At 72.2% G+C, this 20,724-nt stretch carries 18 protein-coding genes and 1 tRNA gene; 7 read left to right on the forward strand and 12 right to left on the reverse strand.

What is annotated here, in order from left to right; all coding sequences use genetic code 11:
* Positions 1-4: 4 nt before the first annotated feature.
* From thrC to argS, 4 genes are read right to left on the reverse strand one after another with little or no spacing between them, the layout of a single operon-like run.
* Complete coding sequence (gene thrC / locus H0S66_RS00920; RefSeq protein WP_179617073.1) at positions 5-1,132, reverse strand: threonine synthase; 1,128 nt, start codon at positions 1,130-1,132, stop codon at positions 5-7.
* Positions 1,129-2,442, reverse strand: coding sequence for a homoserine dehydrogenase (locus tag H0S66_RS00925; RefSeq protein WP_179617074.1), 1,314 nt, complete (start codon positions 2,440-2,442; stop codon positions 1,129-1,131). Before H0S66_RS00925 ends, thrC begins: the two co-directional genes overlap by 4 nt.
* Positions 2,439-3,857 carry a diaminopimelate decarboxylase gene (lysA, locus tag H0S66_RS00930; RefSeq protein ID WP_179617075.1) on the reverse strand — a complete coding sequence of 473 codons (1,419 nt, stop codon included), beginning with the start codon at positions 3,855-3,857 and terminating at the stop codon, positions 2,439-2,441. The genes H0S66_RS00925 and lysA overlap by 4 nt, the downstream gene beginning before the upstream one ends.
* Positions 3,858-3,862: 5 nt before the next feature.
* A complete protein-coding gene (gene argS, locus H0S66_RS00935; protein ID WP_179617076.1) occupies positions 3,863-5,536 on the reverse strand; it encodes an arginine--tRNA ligase in 1,674 nt (557 codons plus the stop codon).
* A 144-nt stretch (positions 5,537-5,680) separates the two neighbouring features.
* Here argS and H0S66_RS00940 point away from each other — a divergent pair.
* A tRNA-Arg gene (locus H0S66_RS00940) sits at positions 5,681-5,753 on the forward strand.
* 288 nt (positions 5,754-6,041) lie between these two features.
* Complete coding sequence (locus tag H0S66_RS00945) at positions 6,042-7,568, forward strand: hypothetical protein (RefSeq protein WP_179617077.1); 1,527 nt, start codon at positions 6,042-6,044, stop codon at positions 7,566-7,568.
* A 97-nt stretch (positions 7,569-7,665) separates the two neighbouring features.
* Here the strand turns inward: H0S66_RS00945 and H0S66_RS00950 are convergent, their stop codons facing one another.
* Positions 7,666-8,562, reverse strand: coding sequence for an LCP family protein (locus tag H0S66_RS00950; protein ID WP_179617078.1), 897 nt, complete (start codon positions 8,560-8,562; stop codon positions 7,666-7,668).
* Positions 8,559-9,194 (reverse strand): hypothetical protein, encoded by a 636-nt coding sequence (locus H0S66_RS00955; protein WP_179617079.1) that lies wholly within the window; start codon positions 9,192-9,194, stop codon positions 8,559-8,561. Before H0S66_RS00955 ends, H0S66_RS00950 begins: the two co-directional genes overlap by 4 nt.
* Positions 9,195-9,336: 142 nt before the next feature.
* Here H0S66_RS00955 and H0S66_RS00960 point away from each other — a divergent pair, with 142 nt between their 5' ends.
* Genes H0S66_RS00960 through H0S66_RS00970 form a run of 3 tightly spaced genes read left to right on the forward strand, consistent with a single transcriptional unit; the run spans position 9,337 to position 13,986 of the window.
* Positions 9,337-13,101, forward strand: a complete 3,765-nt coding sequence (locus H0S66_RS00960) for a multifunctional oxoglutarate decarboxylase/oxoglutarate dehydrogenase thiamine pyrophosphate-binding subunit/dihydrolipoyllysine-residue succinyltransferase subunit (RefSeq protein WP_179617080.1) — start codon at positions 9,337-9,339, stop codon at positions 13,099-13,101.
* 12 nt (positions 13,102-13,113) lie between these two features.
* Positions 13,114-13,290 (forward strand): DUF6104 family protein, encoded by a 177-nt coding sequence (locus H0S66_RS00965; protein WP_179617081.1) that lies wholly within the window; start codon positions 13,114-13,116, stop codon positions 13,288-13,290.
* 48 nt (positions 13,291-13,338) lie between these two features.
* On the forward strand, positions 13,339-13,986 hold the full coding sequence (locus H0S66_RS00970; protein WP_179617082.1) for an acetoacetate decarboxylase family protein: 648 nt from the start codon (positions 13,339-13,341) through the stop codon (positions 13,984-13,986).
* Positions 13,987-14,022: 36 nt separating this feature from the next.
* On the opposite strand, the gene H0S66_RS00975 is transcribed toward H0S66_RS00970, so the two are convergent.
* The 3 genes from H0S66_RS00975 to H0S66_RS00985 are packed head-to-tail and all read right to left on the reverse strand — an operon-like array spanning position 14,023 to position 16,548.
* Positions 14,023-14,250, reverse strand: coding sequence for a hypothetical protein (locus H0S66_RS00975; protein ID WP_179617083.1), 228 nt, complete (start codon positions 14,248-14,250; stop codon positions 14,023-14,025).
* 46 nt (positions 14,251-14,296) lie between these two features.
* A complete protein-coding gene (locus H0S66_RS00980; protein ID WP_179617084.1) occupies positions 14,297-15,409 on the reverse strand; it encodes a fatty acid desaturase family protein in 1,113 nt (370 codons plus the stop codon).
* A 26-nt stretch (positions 15,410-15,435) separates the two neighbouring features.
* Positions 15,436-16,548, reverse strand: a complete 1,113-nt coding sequence (locus H0S66_RS00985) for a ferredoxin reductase (RefSeq protein WP_179617085.1) — start codon at positions 16,546-16,548, stop codon at positions 15,436-15,438.
* A gap of 182 nt (positions 16,549-16,730) precedes the next feature.
* On the opposite strand from H0S66_RS00985, the gene H0S66_RS00990 reads away from it, so the two are divergent.
* Together H0S66_RS00990 and H0S66_RS19990 are read left to right on the forward strand one after the other, a co-directional pair.
* Positions 16,731-17,351 carry a TetR family transcriptional regulator gene (locus tag H0S66_RS00990; protein ID WP_179617086.1) on the forward strand — a complete coding sequence of 207 codons (621 nt, stop codon included), beginning with the start codon at positions 16,731-16,733 and terminating at the stop codon, positions 17,349-17,351.
* Positions 17,352-17,936: 585 nt separating this feature from the next.
* On the forward strand, positions 17,937-18,263 hold the full coding sequence (locus H0S66_RS19990; protein WP_218876400.1) for a hypothetical protein: 327 nt from the start codon (positions 17,937-17,939) through the stop codon (positions 18,261-18,263).
* Here the strand turns inward: H0S66_RS19990 and H0S66_RS01000 are convergent.
* Genes H0S66_RS01000 through H0S66_RS01010 form a run of 3 tightly spaced genes read right to left on the reverse strand, consistent with a single transcriptional unit; the run spans position 18,232 to position 20,708 of the window.
* Positions 18,232-18,921: an SDR family oxidoreductase gene (locus tag H0S66_RS01000; RefSeq protein WP_179617087.1), complete on the reverse strand. Its 690-nt coding sequence runs from the start codon at positions 18,919-18,921 to the stop codon at positions 18,232-18,234. The two genes, H0S66_RS19990 and H0S66_RS01000, sit on opposite strands and share 32 nt — an antisense overlap.
* A 13-nt stretch (positions 18,922-18,934) precedes the next feature.
* Complete coding sequence (locus H0S66_RS01005) at positions 18,935-19,903, reverse strand: zinc-binding dehydrogenase (RefSeq protein WP_179617088.1); 969 nt, start codon at positions 19,901-19,903, stop codon at positions 18,935-18,937.
* Positions 19,904-19,913: 10 nt separating this feature from the next.
* Positions 19,914-20,708, reverse strand: a complete 795-nt coding sequence (locus H0S66_RS01010; protein WP_180923739.1) for a serine hydrolase domain-containing protein — start codon at positions 20,706-20,708, stop codon at positions 19,914-19,916.
* Positions 20,709-20,724: the final 16 nt, after the last annotated feature.

Genomic DNA, 20,724 nt, shown 5'->3' on the forward strand with positions numbered 1-20,724 from the left:
CGGGTCAGGCGAGACCGGCGGCACGGGCGGCGGCGACCACGTCGTTGTCGATGACGGTGTCGACGATGCCCGGGCGGCCCTGCTCGGCCTGGGCGACCGAGAACGCCTCGAGGGCCGTGGCGGTGTCCTTGAGGCCGTGACCGGTCACGGTGACCACGACGGTCGAGCCGGCGTAGGACTCCCCCGCCTCCAGCTCGGCCAGCAGGCCCGCGACGCCCGCCGAGGAGGCCGGCTCCACGAAGACGCCGTCGTGCTGGGCGAGCAGCCGCTGCGCGGTGAGGATCTGCTCGTCGCTGACCGCGGCGAACCGGCCGCCGGACTCCTCGGCGGCCTCGACCGCCAGCGTCCACGACGCGGGGTTGCCGATGCGGATCGCGGTGGCCTTGGTCTCGGGCTCGGGGAAGGGCTCGCCGGTCACCAGCGGGCTGGCGCCCTCGGCCTGGAAGCCGCGCATGACGGGCCGCTTGGTGGCGCGGCCGAGCTCGGCGAACTGCCGGTAGCCCATCCAGTACGCCGAGATGTTGCCGGCGTTGCCGACCGGCAGCAGGTGGTAGTCGGGGGCGTCGCCGAGGAAGTCGACGATCTCGAAGGCGGCGCTCTTCTGGCCCTGCAGGCGCACCGGGTTGACCGAGTTCACCAGGGCGACCGGGTACTGCTCGGCCAGCTCCTTGGCGATGTGCAGGCAGTCGTCGAAGTTGCCGCGGACCATGATCACCTGGGCGCCGTGCACGATGGCCTGGGCCATCTTGCCGGCGGCGATCTTGCCCTCCGGGACCAGCACGAGCGGGGTCAGGCCCGCCTTGGCGGCGTACGCCGCCATCGAGGCGGAGGTGTTGCCCGTGGAGGCGCAGACCACGGCGCGGGCGCCCTCGTGCTTGGCCACGGAGATGGCGGCGGTCATGCCGCGGTCCTTGAAGGAGCCGGTCGGGTTGTCGCCCTCGACCTTGAGGTGCACCTCGGCGCCGGTGAGGCCCGAGAGCCACTCGGAGTGCACCAGCGGGGTGCCGCCCTCGCGCAGCGTCACCGCGGGGGCGTCCTGGGGGATCTCGAGCAGCTCGCGGTACTCCTCGATGACACCGCGCCACTGGTGGGTGGCACGGCCGGCCTCGCGGTCGAGCTGGTGGGTGCTCACTCTGCTCCTCCTTCGACGCGCATGACCGAGCTGACCTCGCGCACGCTGTCCATCTGCTGCAGGTGCTCGACCGTCGCGCGCAGCTGGGCGTCGGTGGCCTCGTGGGAGACCACGACCAGCTGGGCGTCGTCGTCGCGGCCCTCCTGGCGCACGGTGCGGATCGAGACGCCGTGCTCGGCGAACGCGGTCGCGACCGTGGCCAGCACGCCGGCGCGGTCGTCGACGTCGATGGCCACGTGGTAGCGGGTGCGCGCCTCGCCCATCGGCAGCACGGCCCGGTCGGCGTACGCCGACTCGCCGGCGCCGGTGACGCCCTCGCGGCGGTTGCGGGCCACGGTGACCAGGTCGCCGAGCACCGCGGAGGCGGTCGGCGAGCCGCCGGCGCCGGGGCCGTAGAACATCAGCTGGCCGGCGGCCTCGGACTCGACGAAGACCGCGTTGTAGGCCTCGCGGACCGAGGCGAGCGGGTGGGTGCGCGGGATCATCGCCGGGTGCACCCGCACCGAGACGGCCTCCTCGCCGCCGGGCTGCTCGCGCAGCTCGCAGATCGCGAGCAGCTTGACCACGCAGCCCATCTCGGTCGCCGAGGCGACGTCGGCGGCGCTGACCTCGGTGATGCCCTCGCGGTGCACGTCGGAGGCGGTGACCCGGGTGTGGAAGGCCAGCGAGGCCAGGATCGCGGCCTTGGCCGCGGCGTCGAAGCCCTCGACGTCGGCGGTCGGGTCGGCCTCGGCGTAGCCGAGCTCCTGGGCCTCCTCGAGCGCGTCGCCGAAGCCGGCGCCGGAGGAGTCCATCTTGTCGAGGATGAAGTTGGTGGTGCCGTTGACGATGCCCAGCACGCGGGTCACCTTGTCGCCGGCCAGCGACTCGCGCAGCGGGCGCAGGATCGGGATCGCGCCGGCCACGGCCGCCTCGTAGTAGAGGTCGCGCCCGGCCTTGGCGGCCGCCTCGAAGAGGGTCGGGCCGTCCTCGGCCAGCAGCGCCTTGTTGGCCGTCACCACCGAGGCGCCGTTCTCGAGCGCCGAGAGGATCAGGCTGCGGGCCGGCTCGATGCCGCCGATCACCTCGACGACGAGGTCGACGTCGTCGCGGGCCACCAGGCCCTCGGCGTCGGTGGTCAGCAGCCCCTCGGGCACCTCCACCTCGCGGGCCGCGTCGAGGCGGCGCACGGCCACCCCCACCAGCTCGACCGGCGCGCCCACGCGGGCGGTCAGGTCGGCGGCCTGCTCCTCGAGCAGGCGCACCACCTGAGAGCCCACCGAGCCACAGCCCAGCACGGCCACCTTGAGCGGCTTGCCACTCTCCGTCACGACTCGATCACCTCGGGGTCATCCACGTCCGTTGCCAACAGGTCCTGCTCAGTCTCACGTCGTACGACGACGCGCGCGACCCCGTCCCGGACAGCGATCACCGGCGGACGGAGCGTGTGGTTGTAGTTCGAGGCCATCGAGCGGCAGTACGCACCGGTGCCGGGGACGGCCACCAGGTCGCCGGGAGCGACGTCGCCGGGCAGGAACTCGTCCTTGACCACGACGTCGCCGGCCTCGCAGTGCTTGCCGACGACCCGCGCCAGCACCGGGGCGGCCGCGGAGGCCCGCCCGGCCAGCGTGCAGGAGTAGTCGGCGTCGTAGAGCGCGGTGCGGATGTTGTCGCTCATCCCGCCGTCGACCGAGACGTAGGTGCGCACGGCACCGCCGTCGAGGCGCACCGGCTTGACGGTGCCGACCTCGTAGACGGTGCACACGGACGGGCCGACGATCGCGCGCCCCGGCTCGATGGACAGGGCGGGGGCCTCGATGCCGAGCGCGCGGCACTCGTGCTCGACGATCGCGGACATCTCCGCGGCCAGCTGCGCGGGCTCGGCCGGGTCGTCCTGGGTGGTGTAGGCGATGCCGAAGCCACCGCCGAGGTCCATCTCGGGCATCGCGACGCCGAGCTCGTCGGCGACCCGGGCGTGCAGGGCCAGCACCCGGCGCGCGGCGACCTCGAAGCCGGAGGAGTCGAAGATCTGGCTGCCGATGTGGGAGTGCAGGCCCAGCAGCTCGAGCCCGGGCGCCTCGTGGACGCGGCGCACCGCCTCGAGCGCGTCGCCCGAGGTGATGGAGAAGCCGAACTTCTGGTCCTCGTGGGCGGTCGCGATGTACTCGTGGGTGTGCGCCTCGACGCCGGCGGTGACCCGCACCATCACCCGCACCGTGGTCCCCATCCGCGTGGCGACCTCGGACAGGCGCTCGATCTCGGCGGTGGAGTCGGCGATGACCCGGCCGACGCCCAGCCGCACCGCCCGCTCGATCTCGGCGGGCGACTTGTTGTTGCCGTGGAAGCCGACCCGCTCCATCGGGAAGCCGGCGCGCTCGGCGACGGCCAGCTCGCCGCCGGTGCAGACGTCGAGGCACAGCCCCTCGTCGGCGACCCAGCGGGCGACGGCCGTGCACAGGAACGCCTTCCCGGCGTAGAAGACGTCGTAGTCGGCGAACGCGTCACGGAAGGCCGCGGCGCGCGAGCGGAAGTCGGCCTCGTCGAGGACGTACGCCGGGGAGCCGTGCTCGGCGACCAGGTCGGGCAGGGCCACCCCGCCGACGCTGAGCACCCCGTCGTCCTTGCGCGCCGAGCGCGACCAGAGGTGCTCGACCAGCTCGTTGGGGTCGGCGGGCTGGCGCAGCCAGGCGGGACCCTTGAGGGCCCCGTCGGCGTGCGCCCATCCGGCCTCGTGGGAGACGGGCACTCAGCTCACATCCGTTCCGGCGCCGAGACCCCGAGCAGGCGCAGTCCGTTGGCCAGCACCGTGCGGGTGGCGGCCACCAGCACCAGGCGGGCCCGGTGCAGGTCGTTGGGCTCCTCGTCGCCCATCGGCAGCACGCGGCAGTTGTCGTAGAAGCGGTGGTAGACCCCCGCGGTGTCCTCCAGGTAGCGCGCCACCCGGTGCGGCTCGCGCAGCTCGGCGGCGCTGGCCACGACCCTGGGGAACTCCGCCAGTGCGCGCAGCAGCTCGCCCTCCTTCTCGTGGGAGAGCAGGGCGGGGTCGAAGTCCTCGGGCACCGAGCCGGGCCCGGCGAAGCCGAGGTCGGCAGCGTTGCGCAGGATCGAGGAGATCCGGGCGTGCGCGTACTGGACGTAGAAGACGGGGTTGTCGCTGGACTGCTTGGTCATCTCGGCGGCGTCGAGCGTCAACGGCGAGTCGGCCGGGTAGCGGGCCAACGTGTAGCGCAACGCGTCGACCCCGATGAGGTCGACCAGCTCCTCGAGCGTCACTAGCGTGCCGGCACGCTTGGACAGCTTGAGCTCCTGCCCGTCCTTCATGATCTTGACCATCTGCCCGATGAGGACCTCGATGTGGTGGTCGGGGTCGTCACCCGCGCAGGCAGCCATCGCGCGCAGACGGTTGACGTAGCCGTGGTGGTCGGCGCCCAGCAGGTAGATGCACCGGTCGAAACCACGCTGGCGCTTGTCCACGTAGTACGCCGTGTCGCTGGCGAAGTAGGTCAGTGAACCGTCGCTCTTGATGAGCACCCGGTCCTTGTCGTCGTCGAAGTCCGTCGTGCGCATCCACAGGGCGCCGTCGGCGTCGAAGAGATGGCCCTGTCCACGCAGCTTCTCCAAGCCGGCAGCCACGTCGTCACTGTCGTGCAGGGACCGCTCTGAGAACCAGACGTCGAAGCGAGTCTCGAAACGCTCGAGCTGGTCCTGCTGCTGGCGCAGCTGCAGGGCGTAGGCAGCCTCCCGGAACGCGGTGTGGCGCTCACCTTCAGGAAGGTCCACGATGCCGGGATCGGCAGCGACGACCTCGCGGGCAAGGTCAGCGATGTAGCCACCGTGGTACCCGTTCTCGGGCGTAGGTCGGCCCAGCGCGGCTGCCTCGACCGAAGCCCCGAAGAGGTTCATCTGGTTGCCGCGGTCGTTGATGTAGAACTCGCGCGTCACCTCTGCGCCGGCCGCGTCGAGGACCCGTGCCACCGCGTCACCGACGACCGCCCACCGGGTGTGCCCGAGGTGCAGGGGGCCGGTCGGGTTGGCCGAGATGAACTCCACGTTGATGCGCTCGCCGCTCAACGTGCTCGTGCGGCCGTACTCGTCCCCCGACTCGACGACCTGCGCGGCCACGGCGCCCTGGGCCCCGGCGGACACCGAGATGTTGAGGAAGCCCGGACCGGCGATCTCGACGTCGGCGACCCCCTCGACCGCGCCGAGGCGCTCGCGCACCAGCTCGGCGAAGGCCCGCGGGTTCATCTGGGCCTTCTTGGCCAGCTGCAGGGCCACGTTGGTGGCGTAGTCGCCGTGCCCCTTCTGCCGGGGTCGCTCCACCGTCACGCTCGCAGGGACGCCGTCCGGCAGGGTGATCGCACCCTGGTCGGACAGCGTCGTCAGCACGTCGACGATCACGGCGGAGAGCTGTTCGGGAGTCACCCGTCCAGCCTATCGGCGCGCACGGTCGTGACCTGCATCGATGTCGGGGCCTGGGACGCCCCGTCACGGCGCCCCACCGGATTCGTCCGCCCGACCCCGTGGTTGTAGGGTGACGCCGTCCCGCAGCCGCGTGCCGTGGGACCTGCCTCCGTAGCTCAGGGGATAGAGCACTGGTTTCCGGTACCAGTGGCCGCAGGTTCGAATCCTGCCGGGGGCACCCATCGGTGAGGCCCGGGTCTACGAACGACAGACCCGGGCCTTCGTCGTCCCGCGGGCCCTTCTCCGGCCCCGCCACCCGTCCCTCACGGGTCCCCACCGGGCCCGACCACCCGTTCGTACTGGTCTGTACCAGCCCGAACGGACTACCTAACCCCACCCCTGTTCCCGCGTTTGACCTGTCGAGGGATCGCGCGACTGGTCCCCGCCGGGAGGGGAGGGTGCTCCACACGCTTCTTCCGGTCCCCCACGTCCCGCAGCGCCGCTGCGCCGATGAAAGTAGGAGAGCGTGAAGAAGTCCTTCAAGAGGGCCGCTGCGGCGTCCGCCGTCTGCGCGGTCAGCCTTGCCGGCACCCTCGCCACGAACCCCACCGCCGTCGCCGGCGAGGCCGCCGAGGCGCGCGCCAGCCAGAAGGCGATCACCGACTTCGGCATGAAGGCCCTCGCCTTCGGCACCAAGGTCTCGGTCGGCGGCATCGACATCAAGAGCCTCAAGGACTCCCTCGACATCCTGGCCTGCACCCGCAGCGCCGGGGTGGAGCGCGTCAAGCCCTCCAAGCTCAGCACCGAGCAGATCACCAGCCTGATCGCCGAGAACGCCCCCGTCGACATCGCGAAGCTGATCAGCATCTCCCCCAGCACCAGCCGCACCTCGACCTACCGCGACGGCGCCGTCACCGGCACCCGGGCGGTCAACACCATCGCCGACATCACCCTCGGCGGCGAGCTGGTGCAGGACCTCAAGATCCCCACCCTGAAGATCCAGGGCCTCAACGCGGTCGCGGACTCCTTCCACGACCCCGCCGACACCGATGGCGACGGCAACCCCTTCGGCACCGACGAGAGCTTCGGCTTCGAGGGCATCTCGCTCGACTACGAGGGCACCGTCGTCGAGGGCACCCCGCTCGCCGACCTGCTCGACATCGTCAACCAGGTCGCCGCCCCGGTGAACGAGATCGTCGACGAGCTCGTCACCCTGCTGCTCGACCAGGTCGGCCAGATCATCGAGATCCCGGGCCTGGGCTCGATCGGTCTCGGCAGCTCCTTCAGCAAGGTCGACGACACCTCGGCCGTCTCGGGCGCCAACGCCCTCAAGATCGAGGTCGACCCCAGCGACGAGGGCAACGACTCCGCGGTCCTGCTCAAGCTCGGCTACGCCCAGTCGCGCATCTCCGACTCCAAGCCCTCCGGCGTCTTCCGCTCGACCATCATGGGCCTGGACTTCGAGGCGCTGCCGCTGAGCGACGACGTGTCGCTGCTGCACCTCGGCGGCATCGGCACCGAGTCGATCCCCTGCGAGGGCACCGGCAACAAGAAGGTCGTCAAGAGCATCGAGGGCGACCGGGCCATCCCGCTGAACATCCCGGGCCTGGGCGGCGTGGCCGTGCTGAACGGCCTGGAGTACTCCTACAAGGCCAAGCAGATGTCGCGCGGTCGCGCCCGGTCGATGGCCAAGAGCTCGCTCGGCTCCTTCTCGATCCCGCTCCTCGACCTCGAGGTCACCGGCATCAGCTCCAAGCTCAACCTCCTCAGCCGTGAGGGCGAGCGCGTGCGCGGCTCCAAGAACCCCAAGTTCAAGGTCGCCGACATCCTCTACAAGGGCGAGAGCCTGATGCCCGCGGGTGGTCTCAAGATCCGCGAGACCGTCGAGTTCACCATCGACGAGCTCGGTGGCGAGAAGGGCTTCCTCACCTTCGGTCCCCGCTACAGCCGCAACTACTACGGCGCGAAGCTCTCGGCCCTGAGCCTGGAGATCCCCGCCGCGCAGCTCAAGCTCGACCTCGGCTGGCTCGAGTCGCAGATCTACCCGCGCTGACCCCGCTGACCGGCTAGCCCGGTCCAGCACGCGCACCCCGACCGGGGCGGCCCACCAGGGCCGCCCCGGTCGTCCGCGTCCCGGGGTGGTGCCGGGCTCAGCAGCCGCGCGGCAGGGTGGCGTCGCCCCGTGCCGCCGCACCCAGGCGCCTGGCCTGGGTCAGGTTGGGCCGCACCACGCTCATGCCGCGGATGGTGGCCACCGAGCCCCCGACGACGCAGGTGGTGATCCGCGAGGCGTCGACGCGCGCCACGGCCCGGGCCAGCCGGAAGAGCTCGCCGGGACCCAGGTCGGTGGACATGTGCTGCACGACGCTGAGCACTCCCCGCTCGACGAAGCCGGGCTTGTCGGCCTTGGCCCGGATCTCCGCCCCGATCCCGCGCAGCACCCGCTGCTGGTTGGCCGAGCGCGCGAAGTCCCCGCCGGCCAGGGTCTTGCGGATGCGCGCGAAGGCCATCGCGCCGTAGCCGTTGAGGCGGATCCGCCCCTGGGCGAAGCCCTCGGGCTTGAGCGAGCTGTCGGAGAAGCGGCGCGGGTTGGTGACGGTGATGCCGCCGATGTCGTCGACGAGGTCCTCGAAGAAGGGGAACCTGGTGACCATCACGTAGTCGGGCTGGACGCCGACCATGCCGGCGACCGTGCGCCCGAGCAGCTCGGGCCCGCCGAGCACCATGGCGGCGTTGACCCGGTTGGCGGAGTGGCCCGGGATCGCCACGAACGAGTCGCGGGGGATGCCGATCGCCGACGCGGCGCCGGTGCGGGAGTCGATGCCCACCATCTGCAGGGCGTCGCCGCGCGAGCGGGTCATCGACTGCCCGGGGCGCGCGTCGGAGCCCACGGCGAGGATCCACACGACGTCGGGCGTCAGGTCGACCGCGCCCGAGCGCTGCGCGCGCACCAGCGCCACGTCGTCGGGGGCCACCTCCGGCGCCGGCACCACGACTGCGGTGGTGGCCAGGACCGCGCCCAGCAGGCCGGTGCGGAGGGCCTTCACGACGTCCCCCCGGCCCGAGGGCCGGTGACCGGCTTCGGTCCCTGCAGGACGTCGTACCCGAAGACCTTCCAGCCCTCCCGGTAGAGCATGAAGAGGCGGGCGCTGACCCGCACCTGCCGGTTCACCTCGCCGCGGGTGCGGTAGTCGAGGGTGGTGCGGGCGGTGACGGCCCGGGCGGTCTCGCGGGTGGCGAGGATGTCGACGACCACGCGGCGGCGCACCGGCACCAGCGAGTCGATCCGCTCCCCGAGCCGGTGGCTGGTCATCCGGTCGAGGTCGCGGCGCGCGGCGCGCGCCGCGCCCGGGGTGAAGCCCGGGAACACGTCGCGGTAGCGGCGGCGGGGGTAGTCGGCGTCCACGAACGCAGCGTCCCACCACCGGTCGACCGCCCGGCCGACACCGGTGGCGACCCTACGACGCTTCAGGGGGCCGAGGCCGCCGACGACCTCGCCCACCTCGACGTTGGTGCGCACGGTGCGCGCCGCCGCGGAGCGGTCCCCGCCCCCTCGTCCGGGGCGTTGCGCGCCCGGTCCGTCGTCGGTGCAGGCGACCAGGACGGGGGTGGCGGCCAGCGCCGCCACCAGGCCGGTCGCCACGGCCCGTCGGGCCCGGCCGGGGGGTGCCGAAGTCATGGTGTGGTCCTCCAGGGGTGTTAGTCCGACAACACCCTGTCCGAAAGGAGCCCCAACCTCGGCATTTGCTGGCACGGGGGTCTAGCCTTGACCACCGACTCCACCCATCCACGCGCGCTCATCGGAAGAGGCGAAGCAAGCCGTGCCGCAGTCCCCCAGCAGTTCCCCCTCCACCTCCCCCGAGGTCTCTGACGACTTCGGGGCCAACGAGTGGCTCGTGGAGGAGATGTACGAGCGCTTCAGCAAGGATCCGAGCAGCGTGGAACCGAGCTGGGCGGAGTACTTCAAGGCCAACGACAACGGCGCGACGACGACGCCGACGGCCCAGAAGAAGCCCGAGCAGAAGACCGAGAAGGCGCAGAAGCCGGAGCCGGAGCAGGCTCCCACCGAGAAGACCCAGAAGACCCAGCAGACCGCCCAGCAGAAGCCGCAGGCCACGGGGTCCGACGCCCCGGCCCCGGTCGCGAAGCCGCGCCCGGAGTCCAAGGCCGCCGAACCCTCGAAGGGGACCTCGACCCCGATGGCCAAGGAGTCCAAGCCGCCCGCGCCCGCCGAGGTGAGCGACGAGCCGACCTACAAGGTGCTGCGCGGCGCCCCGGCCCGCACCGCGGCCAACATGGACGTCTCGCTGACCGTGCCGACCGCCACCTCGGTCCGCTCGGTCCCGGTCAAGCTGCTGTGGGACAACCGCACCGTCATTAACAACCACCTCGCCCGCGCACGCGGCGGCAAGGTGTCCTTCACCCACCTGATCGGCTACGCGCTGGTCAAGGCGCTGAAGTCGATGCCGGAGATGAACAACTCCTACGCCGAGGTCGACGGCAAGCCCAACCTGGTCACCCCGGCCCACGTGAACCTGGGCCTGGCCATCGACCAGAAGAAGTCCGACGGCACCCGCCAGCTGCTCGTGCCGAGCATCAAGGGCTGCGAGTCGATGGACTTCGCCGGCTTCTGGACCGCGTACGAGGACATGGTCAGCAAGGCCCGCGACAACAAGCTGGGCGTGCCCGACTTCCAGGGCACCACCATCAGCCTGACCAACGTCGGCGGCCTGGGCACCAACCACTCGGTGCCGCGCCTGATGACCGGCCAGGCCGCCATCATCGGCGTGGGCGCGATGGAGTACCCGCCCGAGTGGCAGGGCGCCTCGGAGGAGGCCATCGCCCGCAACGCCATCTCGAAGGTCATGACGCTGACCTCGACCTACGACCACCGCGTGATCCAGGGCGCGCAGTCGGGCGAGTTCCTCAAGCGGGTCCACCAGCTGCTGCTGGGCCAGGACGGCTTCTACGACGAGATCTTCCGCTCGCTGCGCATCCCCTACGAGCCGATCCGCTGGGGCCACGACATCGCCACGTCGCACGACGACGAGATCAGCAAGCAGGCCCGCATCCTCGAGCTGATCCACGCCTACCGCGTGCGTGGGCACATGATGGCCGACACCGACCCGCTGGAGTACCGCCAGCGCACCCACCCCGACCTCGAGATCGAGTCGCACGGGCTGACCCTGTGGGACCTCGACCGCGAGTTCGCCACCGGCTCCTTCGGCGGCACCGGGCGCCGCTTCATGCGCCTGCGCGACATCCTCGGCATCCTGCGCGACTCCTACTGCCGCACCACCGGCATCGAGTACATGCACATCATGGACCCCGAGCAGCGCCGCTGGATCCAGGAGCGCGTCGAGCAGCCGCACACCAAGCCGCCCCGCGAGGAGCAGCTGCGGATCCTGCTCAAGCTCAACCAGGCCGAGGCCTTCGAGACGTTCCTGCAGACCAAGTTCGTGGGTCAGAAGCGCTTCTCCCTCGAGGGCGGCGAGACCACGATCCCGGTCATCGACGAGCTGTGCGAGGCCGCGGCCGAGTCGGGCCTCGACGAGGTCACCATCGGCATGGCCCACCGCGGTCGCCTCAACGTGCTGGCCAACATCGTCGGCAAGAACTACTCGCAGATCTTCCGCGAGTTCGAGGGCAACATCGACCCGCGCACCGTGCAGGGCTCCGGCGACGTGAAGTACCACCTCGGCGCCGAGGGCGAGTTCGAGGCCGAGAGCGGCGAGACCGTCAAGGTCTCGGTCGCGGCCAACCCCTCGCACCTCGAGGCCGTCGACCCGGTGCTCGAGGGCATCGCGCGCGCCAAGCAGGACGTGCTGGACCAGGGCAGCGCCTACCCCGTGCTGCCGCTGCTGGTCCACGGCGACGCCGCGTTCGCCGGCCAGGGCGTGGTCGCGGAGACGCTCAACCTCTCCCAGCTGCGCGGCTACCGCACCGGCGGCACCGTGCACGTGGTGGTCAACAACCAGGTCGGCTTCACCACCTCGCCGGGCTCCTCGCGCTCCTCGCTCTACTGCACCGACGTGGCCCGGATGGTCCAGGCGCCGATCTTCCACGTCAACGGCGACGACCCCGAGGCCTGCATCCGCGTGGCCCGCCTGGCCTTCGAGTACCGCCAGGCCTTCAACAAGGACGTCGTCATCGACCTGGTGTGCTACCGCCGTCGCGGGCACAACGAGGGCGACGACCCGTCGTACACGCAGCCGCTGATGTACGACCTGATCGAGCAGAAGCGCTCGGTGCGCAAGCTCTACACCGAGTCCCTCATCGGTCGTGGCGACATCACGATCGAGGAGGCCGAGCAGGTCCTCAAGAACTACCAGCAGCAGCTCGAGCGCGTCTTCACCGAGGTGCGCGAGGCCACCGGCCAGCCCTCGGAGTGGACCACGGTCCCCGACTACCCCGAGAAGCCGACCGGCGAGGCCGACACGTCGGTGCCGCTGGAGTACCTCAAGCGGGTCGCCGACGCCTACGTCACCCCGCCCGAGGGCTTCACCGTGCACCCCAAGGTGATGCCGCAGCTGCAGCGTCGCGCCAAGGCGATCACCGAGGGCCCCATCGACTGGGGCACCGGCGAGGTGCTGGCCTTCGGCGCCCTGCTGATGGAGGGCCGTCCGGTCCGCCTGGCCGGCCAGGACTCGCGCCGTGGCACGTTCGTCTCGCGCTTCGGCACGATCATCGACCGCGTCAACGCCGACGAGTGGACGCCGCTGTCCTCGCTCACCGAGGACCAGGCCAAGCTCTACCTCTACGACTCGCTGCTCTCCGAGTACGCCGCGCTCGGCTTCGAGTACGGCTACTCCGTGGCCCGTCCCGAGGCGCTGGTGCTGTGGGAGGCGCAGTTCGGCGACTTCGTCAACGGCGCGCAGACGGTCATCGACGAGTTCATCTCCGCCGGTGAGACCAAGTGGCGCCAGCAGTCGGGCGTCGTGCTGCTGCTGCCGCACGGCTACGAGGGCCAGGGCCCCGACCACTCCTCGGCGCGCATCGAGCGCTTCCTGACCATGGCCGCCGACGAGGCGTTCGTGGTCGCGCAGCCCTCGACCCCCGCGTCGTACTTCCACCTGCTGCGCCAGCACTCGCTGGGCGAGGCGCACCGGCCGCTGATCGTCTTCACCCCGAAGTCGATGCTCAAGCGCAAGGAGGCCGCCTCGCAGCCCGAGGACTTCACCTCGGGCACGTTCCGGCCCTTCATCGGCGACGCCGACGCGGACGCCTCGAAGGTCGACACGCTGCTCATCTGCTCGGGTCGCGTGACCTGGGACCTGATGGTCGAGCGGGCCAAGCGGGAGGGCTCGGAGCGCTTCGCTATCGCGCGCATCGAGCAGCTCTACCCGCGCCCGATCGACGACATCAAGGCCGAGATCGCGCGCTACCCGCACCTGAAGACGGTGCGCTTCGTGCAGGACGAGCCGCGCAACATGGGCCCGTGGCCGCACTACCAGCTCAACGTGTGGCCCGAGGTCGACGCCCAGGTGGAGCCGGTCACCCGGGAGGAGTCCTCCTCCCCGTCGGTCGGTACCGCGAAGCGCCACCAGGCCGAGCAGAAGGACCTGCTCGACCGGGCCTTCGCCTGAGCGGCGCCCGCCATGTACTTCACGGACCGGGGCATCGAGGAGCTCGAGCGGCGCCGGGGTGACGAGGAGGTCACCCTGGCGTGGCTGGCCGAGCAACTGCAGGCCTTCACCGACACCCACCCCGAGCACGAGAGCGCGGTGGAGCGGCTGGCGACCTGGCTGGCCCGGCTGGACGATCCGGAAGACTGACCTGTCAGATTCGGCGTGCAGGGGCGGGAGCGTGGCTAGAATCCGGCCATGAGCACGGACTCCCCCTCCTCCCCCGCACCCGACAGCCCCGCCGCGGCGTACCCGCCGGCGCCCTGGCGGATGGTGGGCCAGATGTGGGTCTCCGTCTTCCGGGTCGCCGACGACGTCGACGCCGCCCACCCGCGGGGCATCTACGGGGCCGCCTTCGTCTCCTACGAGGAGGGCAGCCCACTGACCTACTCCGAGCTGCTCGTCGCGCGCGTGCTGCGCACCCCGGCGGGCGACCGCCGGGTCAGCATCACCGACATCTGGGTCGACTCCCCCGCGTCGGTGGCCGGCGGCCGCGGGCTGTGGGCGATCCCCAAGGGCCTGGGTGACTTCGAGTCCTCCACCTCACGGCGCGGGCCGCTCGAGCGGGCCCGGTGGTCGATGAGCACCGACGGCGCGCCCGTGGCCAGCGCCCGCTTCAGCGATCTCTCCGCCATCGCGCCCCGGCTGCCGGCCAGGGGCGGGGTCTGGCAGGCGCCCATCGACGCCCACACCGTGCCGGTCGAGACCGACATGGTCGGGCGCTCCAGGCTGGCGCCCGGCACCAGCAGCTGGACCTTCGACACCGCCGGCCCGCTGGGCTGGCTGGCCGGACGTCGCTCCCTGGCCTCGTTCCGCCAGCGCGACTTCACGCTCTCCTTCGGTTGAGCGCGAGCCGGCCGGTTCGAACCGGCCGGCTCGCGCTCAGTCCTCGGCGTGCCGGTGGGCGCGGCGCGCGGCCTCGCGGATCTCGAAGACCTCGGTGGCCAGGCCGCCGAGCGCGCCCGCCACGCCCCGGACCGCACCGGTGATGATGGTCGCGACCTCGCCCACGGTGCTGGCGGTGGCCTCGATGGCGCTCTGGGCGGCGTCCTTGCCGATCTCGGCGCGGCTGAGCCGCTCCTCGCCGCGCTGCTCGGGGGTCTGGCTCATGGGCCCAGTCTCACCGTGATCGGTCGCGTTGACCAGGTGGGCTGGCTCACGCCGCCGCCGGCTGGGCCTGCGCGGCCGGCTGCTGCGCGCGACGACGGTCCGGCAGCGCCAGGCGGCAGATCTTGCGGGCCACGCTGACGAGCTGCTTGCCCAGGGGGCCGGTGTTGTAGGGCAGGCCGTAGCGCTCGCAGATCTCCTTGACCTCCCCGGAGATCTCCGGGTAGCGGCGCGCCGGCAGGTCGGGGAAGAGGTGGTGCTCGACCTGGAAGGACAGGTTGCCGGTCATCAGGTGGAACAGCCGGCCGCCGTCGATGTTGGCCGAGCCGCGCAGCTGGCGGTAGTACCAGTGCCCGCGCGACTCGTCGCGGCACTCCTCCTCGGAGAAGGTCGCCACCCCGGCCGGGAAGTGGCCGCAGAAGATGATGTTGAACGCCCACACGTTGCGCACCAGGTTGGCGGTCGCGTTGCCGGCCAGCGTCAGCGGGAACAACGGCCCGGTCAGCGCCGGGAACAGCAGGTAGTCCTTGAGGGCCTGGCGCCGGACCTTGCGCATGATGCCCGCGTGCAGGGCCTTGTTGTCGGCCAGGGTGCGCCGGCCCGCGACGATGTTCTCGACCTCGAGGTCGTGCATCGCCACGCCCCACTCGAAGAAGACCATCAGCAGCAGCGCGTAGACGGGGTTGCCGAGGTAGTAGGGGTGCCAGGGCTGGTCCTCGTCCATGCGCAGAATGCCGTAGCCGATGTCGCGGTCCTTGCCGAGCACGTTGGTGAACGTGTGGTGGATGTAGTTGTGGGAGTACTTCCACTGCTCGGAGGGGCACACGTTGTCCCACTCGTACATCCGCGAGCTCAGGCCGGGCTCGCCCATCCAGTCGTACTGCCCGTGCATGACGTTGTGGCCGATCTCCATGTTGTCGAGGATCTTCGACACGCTCAGGGCCGCGACGGCCACCGGCCACGCCGGCGGCAGGTAGAACAGGGCCCGACCCGCCACCTCGAGCCGGCGCTGCAGGCGCACGACGCCGTGGATGTAGTCGGCATCCGCCTCGCCGAGGTCGGCCAGGACGCGTTGGCGGATCGCATCCATCTCGGCGCCGAGGGCGTCGAGCTGGTCCGGGGTGAGGCGGGTGCTGGTGCTGGTGCTGGTGCTGGTGGTCATGGGGTGTTCCTCTCGGGGTGGAGGGGTCAGAGGTCGACGGAGCAGTCGCCGACCGGTGCGGAGACGCAGATGCGCACGTCCTCGTCGGGCCGTGAGGACTCCTCGCCGGTGACGACGTCGCGCACGGTGCCGCTGGTCTTGCGGCTGGTGCAGGTGAAGCAGATGCCCATCCGACAGCCGGTCTCGGGCCGCAGCCCGAGCGCCTCGGCCTGCGCCAGGAGGGTCTCGCCGGTGTTGGTCGCGCCCAGCCCGCTACGGGTGAAGCTGGTCTCGCCCTGCGCAGGCCCCGCGCCGGCGGCGGTCGCAGGCGCCTTGAAGTGCTCGACGCGCAGCCGCGCACTGCCGTCGTACGCCGCCGCCACGGCGTCGACGAGCGCCGTGGGGCCGCAGACCCAGGTGTCGGTGTCGCGGAAGCCGGGGACCAGGCGCGCCAGCGCGGCCGGGCTGAAGCGGGTGCCGCCCCGAGCGGTGTGCACCAGGTGCACGTCGACGTGGTTGTCGAAGCGCGCCACGGCGGCCAGCTCCTCGGCGTAGATCTGCTCCTGGGGGCTGCGGGCGTAGTGCAGGAAGGTGACGGGACGGTTGGCCCGCCCGTCGTAGCCGTCGCGCAGCAGCGTGCGCAGCATCGACATCACCGGGGTGATGCCGGAGCCGCCGCTGACCAGCAGCAGCGGGTGCGGGGTCGGGGTGGCGGGGCTGGCGTGCATGGTGAAGTCGCCGCCCGCCTGGCTGAGGTGGAGCAGGTCGCCCGGCCGGGCCCGGGTCGCCAGGTGGCGCGAGAGCGAGGTGCGCTCGTCGGTGTCGTCGTGGGCGCGCACGGTGAGGGTGAAGCGCTCGCCCGGGGCGGAGGCGGCCGAGGAGAGGGAGAAGCAGCGCGTGGCGCGTCGGGCCCCGGGCAGGTCGACCCCCACCTGCACGTGCTGGCCGGCCCGGTGCCCGCGCCAGGTCGACGTCGGCTGCACCGTCAGCGTGGTGACCGGGTGCACGCCTGTCGTCTCGGGACGGACCTCCACGACCCGGCCACGGACCTCGTGGGCCGCCCAGAGCGGGTTGACCTGCTCGAGGTAGCGGTCCACCCCGTGCGGGGACGCGAGGGCCGCGACGGCTCGGGACCGCAGGACGGCGCTGACGAGGCGCATGGCCACCTCCGGGGATTCGGTGAACGGGCGTACACCGAAATAGCACCACCCCGCGTCAGTGGCGTCAACGTCCGTCCCCGGTGATCCCCACCACCTGCACCGTCGCCGCCCCGTCGTCCGCCCCGTCACCAGCGCGGTGGGCCACGACGACCGGGCGCCGCGCCCGGCGATAGCATCGACCCGTGACCGAGACCCGTGTCGAGCGCAAGGAGCGCACCCGACGAGCCATCCTCGACGCGGCCCTCGAGTTGTGCGAGGACAGCAGCCTCGTGGCGCTCTCGCTGCGCCAGGTCGCCAAGGAGGTGGGCATCGTGCCCACCGGCTTCTACCGCCACTTCGACTCCATCGAGTCGCTGGGCCTGAGCCTGGTCGACGAGTCGTTCGCCTCCCTGCGCGCGCTGCTGCGCGACGTGCGCCGCGACGACACCTCGACCACCGACATCGTCGACGGCTCGGTCTCGATCCTCGTCGACCACGTGCACCGCCAGCGCTCGCACTTCGCCTTCATCGCGCGCGAGCGCACCGCCGGTCAGCCCGCGGTGCGCGAGGCGATCCGGCACGAGATCGAGCTCTGCGAGCGGGAGCTGGCCACGGACCTGGCCCGGCTGCCCGGGACCACCGCGTGGTCGCCGGAGGACCTGCGCATCCTCTCGGCGCTGATCGTCTCGGCGATGGTCGCCGTCGCCGAGGAGATCCTGGCCGCCGCGGGGCGGCCGGAGGCCGAGGAGCAGATCGTGCACGAGGCCCGCACCCAGCTGCGGATGGTGCTCGTCGGCGCCCTCAACTGGCGCTCGCGCACGTGAGCAGCCGTCGCTCCCACCTCGCCGGCGCCCTGCTCGACCCCGCTTCCCGGGCGTGGTGGCGTGCGGCCGGCCGCCGCGTGGACCTCGAGGGCGAGCACGCCTGGCTGCAGGCGCCCACCAGCAGCGCCTCATTGGTGGGCGACACCTGGCTGGCCCAGGAGGCGGACCGGCTCGGCGGGCGGGTCACCGAGGGCCGCGCCGACGCCGGGCTCATGGCCGACCTGGCCGCCCTCGACGGCCCCGGCTTCGCCGCGAGCGACCTGCGCGCGGAGGTGCGTGACTTCTACGAGCACACCGCGTCGTGGCGGATGGAGGTGTGGACCGGCTGGCAACCGCTCTTCTGGCCCGGTGGCGAGCTCGTCTCCCGGCGCTTCGGGCGCCGGGTGGGCCAGCTGGCCCTGCCGATGCGGCCGCTCGACGTCGCCCGTGGGATGGACAGCCGGGTCTCGGTCATCACCGACCGGCACGGCGCCCAGCAGGCCGCCGGGTGGCTGCGCACCCTGCGCTCGACCGGCGAGTACGTGTACTCCGGCTGCTACTCCCTGCGCCGCCTGCCCGGCTCCGACCGGCTCCGACCGGCCCAGCGTGCACGTCGCGTTCCCCCTGGAGCACGGCAACGTGCAGGTCTTCCTGCGCCCGGAGGTGGGCCCCGGCGGCTCGCTGGTGCTGCGCTCCCCGTCGCGGGCCTTCGGCGGCGACGGCTGCTACGTCACCGTGCGCCACCGCGGGCGCACCTTCGCCGCGCGGGCACCGGTGCGCGAGCGCTTCCACGTCCACGTCGACGACGAGGGCGTGCTGCGCACCGACCACCACCTCTCGCTGTGGTCGGCCCGGGCGGTCTCGCTGCACTACCGCCTGGAACGGCTGGCGCCGCCCCGGGCTACCCCCGGGGTCGCACCGTCAGGTCGCTGAGCACCGCGTCGTCGGGCAGGTCGAGGGCGTGCAGCACCGCGCCGACCACGGTCGCGGGGTCGATCCACTGCGACGGGTCGTAGTCCTTGCCCTCCTGGGCGTGCACCTTCTCCTGCATCGCGGTGGCGGTGCGTCCGGGGTAGACGGAGGTCACCCGCACCCCGTGGGCCGCCTCCTCGGCGCGCAGCGAGTCGGCCAGCGCCTTGAGCCCGTGCTTGCTGGCGGCGTACGCCGACCACTGCGGGTGGGCGAAGAGCCCGGCACCCGAGTTGACCAGCACCACGGTGCCGCGCGCCGCGCGCAGGGCGGGCAGGGCCAGCCTCGTCAGCACGGCCGGCGCCACGAGGTTGACCGTCACCTGCTCCACCCAGGCAGCGGTGGACAGCTCGGCGACCGGGCCGAGCTCGACCACCCCGCCGGCGTGGACCAGGGAGTCGAGGCGCGCGGGCAGCCGGCCCTCGAGCGCGTCGACGGCACCGGGGTCGGCCAGGTCGGCGACGACCGTGCGCGCCCCGGGGTGCGCCGCCTCGAGCTCGGCGGCGCGCTCCTCGGAGCGGGCCAGCAGCCAGGTCTCGTCGCCGCGCTCACGCAGCCGCTGGGCGAGCACCTCCCCGATGCCGGAGCCGGCGCCGGTGAGCAGGTGGGTGCGGGGGCTCATCGCGGGCGCCTCCTCAGCGGGTCAGCACGATCTTGCCGAAGACGTCACCGTCGATCATGGCGGCGAAGCCCTCGGGTGCCCGGTCCATCGGCAGGGTGCGGTCGACCAGGGGGCGCGCACCGGTGGCGTCGAGCATCGAGACCAACGAGGCCAGCTCGTCGCGCGTGCCCATGGTGGAGCCGACCACCGAGAGCTGGAGGAAGAAGATGCGGGTCAGCTCGGCGTCGTCGAGCTGGGGACCCGAGGTGGTGCCGCTGATGACCAGGCGACCGCCGGGCTTGAGCGAGCGCACCGAGTGCGACCAGGTGGCGCGACCGACGGTCTCCATGACGGCGTCGACCTTGACCGGCAGCCGGGCGCCGGACTCGAAGACCTCGTGGGCGCCGATCTCAAGCGCCCGGGCGCGCTTGGCCTCGTCGCGGCTGGTGGCCAGCACCCGCAGGCCGGCGGCACGGCCCAGGATGATCGCCGCGGTGGCGACGCCGCCGCCGGCGCCCTGCACCAGCACGGTGTCGCCCGCGGTGAGCTGGCCACGGGTGAAGAGCATCCGGTAGGCGGTCAGCCACGCGGTGGGCAGGCAGGCGGCCTCCTCGAACGACAGCGAGGCGGGCTTGGGGACCACGTTGCGGCGCGGCACGACCACCTTGTCGGCGAAGGTGCCCTGGTGCCGCTCGGAGAGCAGCGAGCGCTTCGGGTCGAAGGTCTCGTCGCCGCTCCACGACGGGTCGCTGACCACGGCGTGCACGACGACCTCGTTGCCGTCCTCGTCGAGCCCGGCGGCGTCGCAGCCCAGGATCATCGGCAGCGACTCGTCCTTGAGGCCCACGCCCCGCAGCGACCACACGTCGTGGTGGTTGAGCGAGGCGGCCTTGACGGTGACGGTGGTCCAGCCCTTGGGGGCGACCGGGTCGGGACGCTCCCCCACCACCAGGCCGGAGATCGGGTCGTCGGAGGAGAAGGACTCGGCGTAGACGGCGAACATGTGGGTCACGTTACTGCTCGACCGCGAGCCTGAGCCGGCGCAGGGCCAGCAGGTCCACACTGCGGGCATGGTTGCTCAGCACGACGACCGCGACCCGCTCCGCCGGGACGAAGCCGACGAAGGAGCGGTAGCCGCCGGTCCCACCGTTGTGCCACCACAGGTGGTCGGGCCGGTCGTGGCGCAGCCACCCCAGGCCGATCGTCTGCCCGCGGGTCACCCGGGGCTGCTGGGTGAGCCGGACCGCCTCGCCCAGCGGCGTCGAGGCGGGGTCGAGCTGCGCCTCGAGGTAGACCAGCAGGTCGTCGACCGTCGAGCGCAGGGCGCCGGCGCCCGGCATCCCCGCCAGCGGCCACGGGGCGGCGGGGGCCGACCTGCGGCGGTGGCCGGGCACCAGCCGGGAGCGCTGCTCGTCGCTGAGCCGGTCGTCGGTGGCGGTGGCCACCAGGCCGAGGGGGGCGCACACGCGCTGCTGCACGAGGTCGCCGTACGACGTGCCGGTGGCGTGGGCGAGCGCCTGGCCGAGCACCCCGACGCCGAGGTTGGAGTAGTGCACGGTGCCGGTGCCGGGCGTGCGCCGCAGCCGTGCCCGGCCGAGCGCCTCGAGCAGGCCGGAGGTGTGGGTCGCGAGGTGGGCCAGGGTGATCTCGACGCCGTCGCGGGCGGGCACGCGCGTCCCCGGCAGCAGGGCCGTGAACGTCTTGGTGATCGAGCCGATCTCGTGGAGGCTGCGCCCGTCGGGGACAGCCCCCTCGCGGGCACGGCCGACGACCCGGGTCGAACCGTCCCGCTCGCGGACGCCCACCACCAGGCCGGCCCGGCGC

The sequence above is a fragment of the Nocardioides marinisabuli genome (assembly GCF_013466785.1).
GTDB classification, from domain to species: Bacteria; Actinomycetota; Actinomycetes; order Propionibacteriales; family Nocardioidaceae; genus Nocardioides; species Nocardioides marinisabuli.

What these genes read in the sequence shown, in the direction of transcription:
- H0S66_RS00965 (WP_179617081.1), top strand. Translation starts at nt 13,114, where the DNA reads ATGTACTTCACGGACCGGGGCATCGAGGAGCTCGAGCGGCGCCGGGGT.
- H0S66_RS00955 (WP_179617079.1), bottom strand. Translation starts at nt 9,194, where the DNA reads ATGACTTCGGCACCCCCCGGCCGGGCCCGACGGGCCGTGGCGACCGGC.
- H0S66_RS01005 (WP_179617088.1), bottom strand. Translation starts at nt 19,903, where the DNA reads ATGTTCGCCGTCTACGCCGAGTCCTTCTCCTCCGACGACCCGATCTCC.
- H0S66_RS01000 (WP_179617087.1), bottom strand. Translation starts at nt 18,921, where the DNA reads ATGAGCCCCCGCACCCACCTGCTCACCGGCGCCGGCTCCGGCATCGGG.
- H0S66_RS00970 (WP_179617082.1), top strand. Translation starts at nt 13,339, where the DNA reads ATGAGCACGGACTCCCCCTCCTCCCCCGCACCCGACAGCCCCGCCGCG.
- H0S66_RS00975 (WP_179617083.1), bottom strand. Translation starts at nt 14,250, where the DNA reads ATGAGCCAGACCCCCGAGCAGCGCGGCGAGGAGCGGCTCAGCCGCGCC.
- H0S66_RS00980 (WP_179617084.1), bottom strand. Translation starts at nt 15,409, where the DNA reads ATGACCACCAGCACCAGCACCAGCACCAGCACCCGCCTCACCCCGGAC.
- H0S66_RS00985 (WP_179617085.1), bottom strand. Translation starts at nt 16,548, where the DNA reads ATGCGCCTCGTCAGCGCCGTCCTGCGGTCCCGAGCCGTCGCGGCCCTC.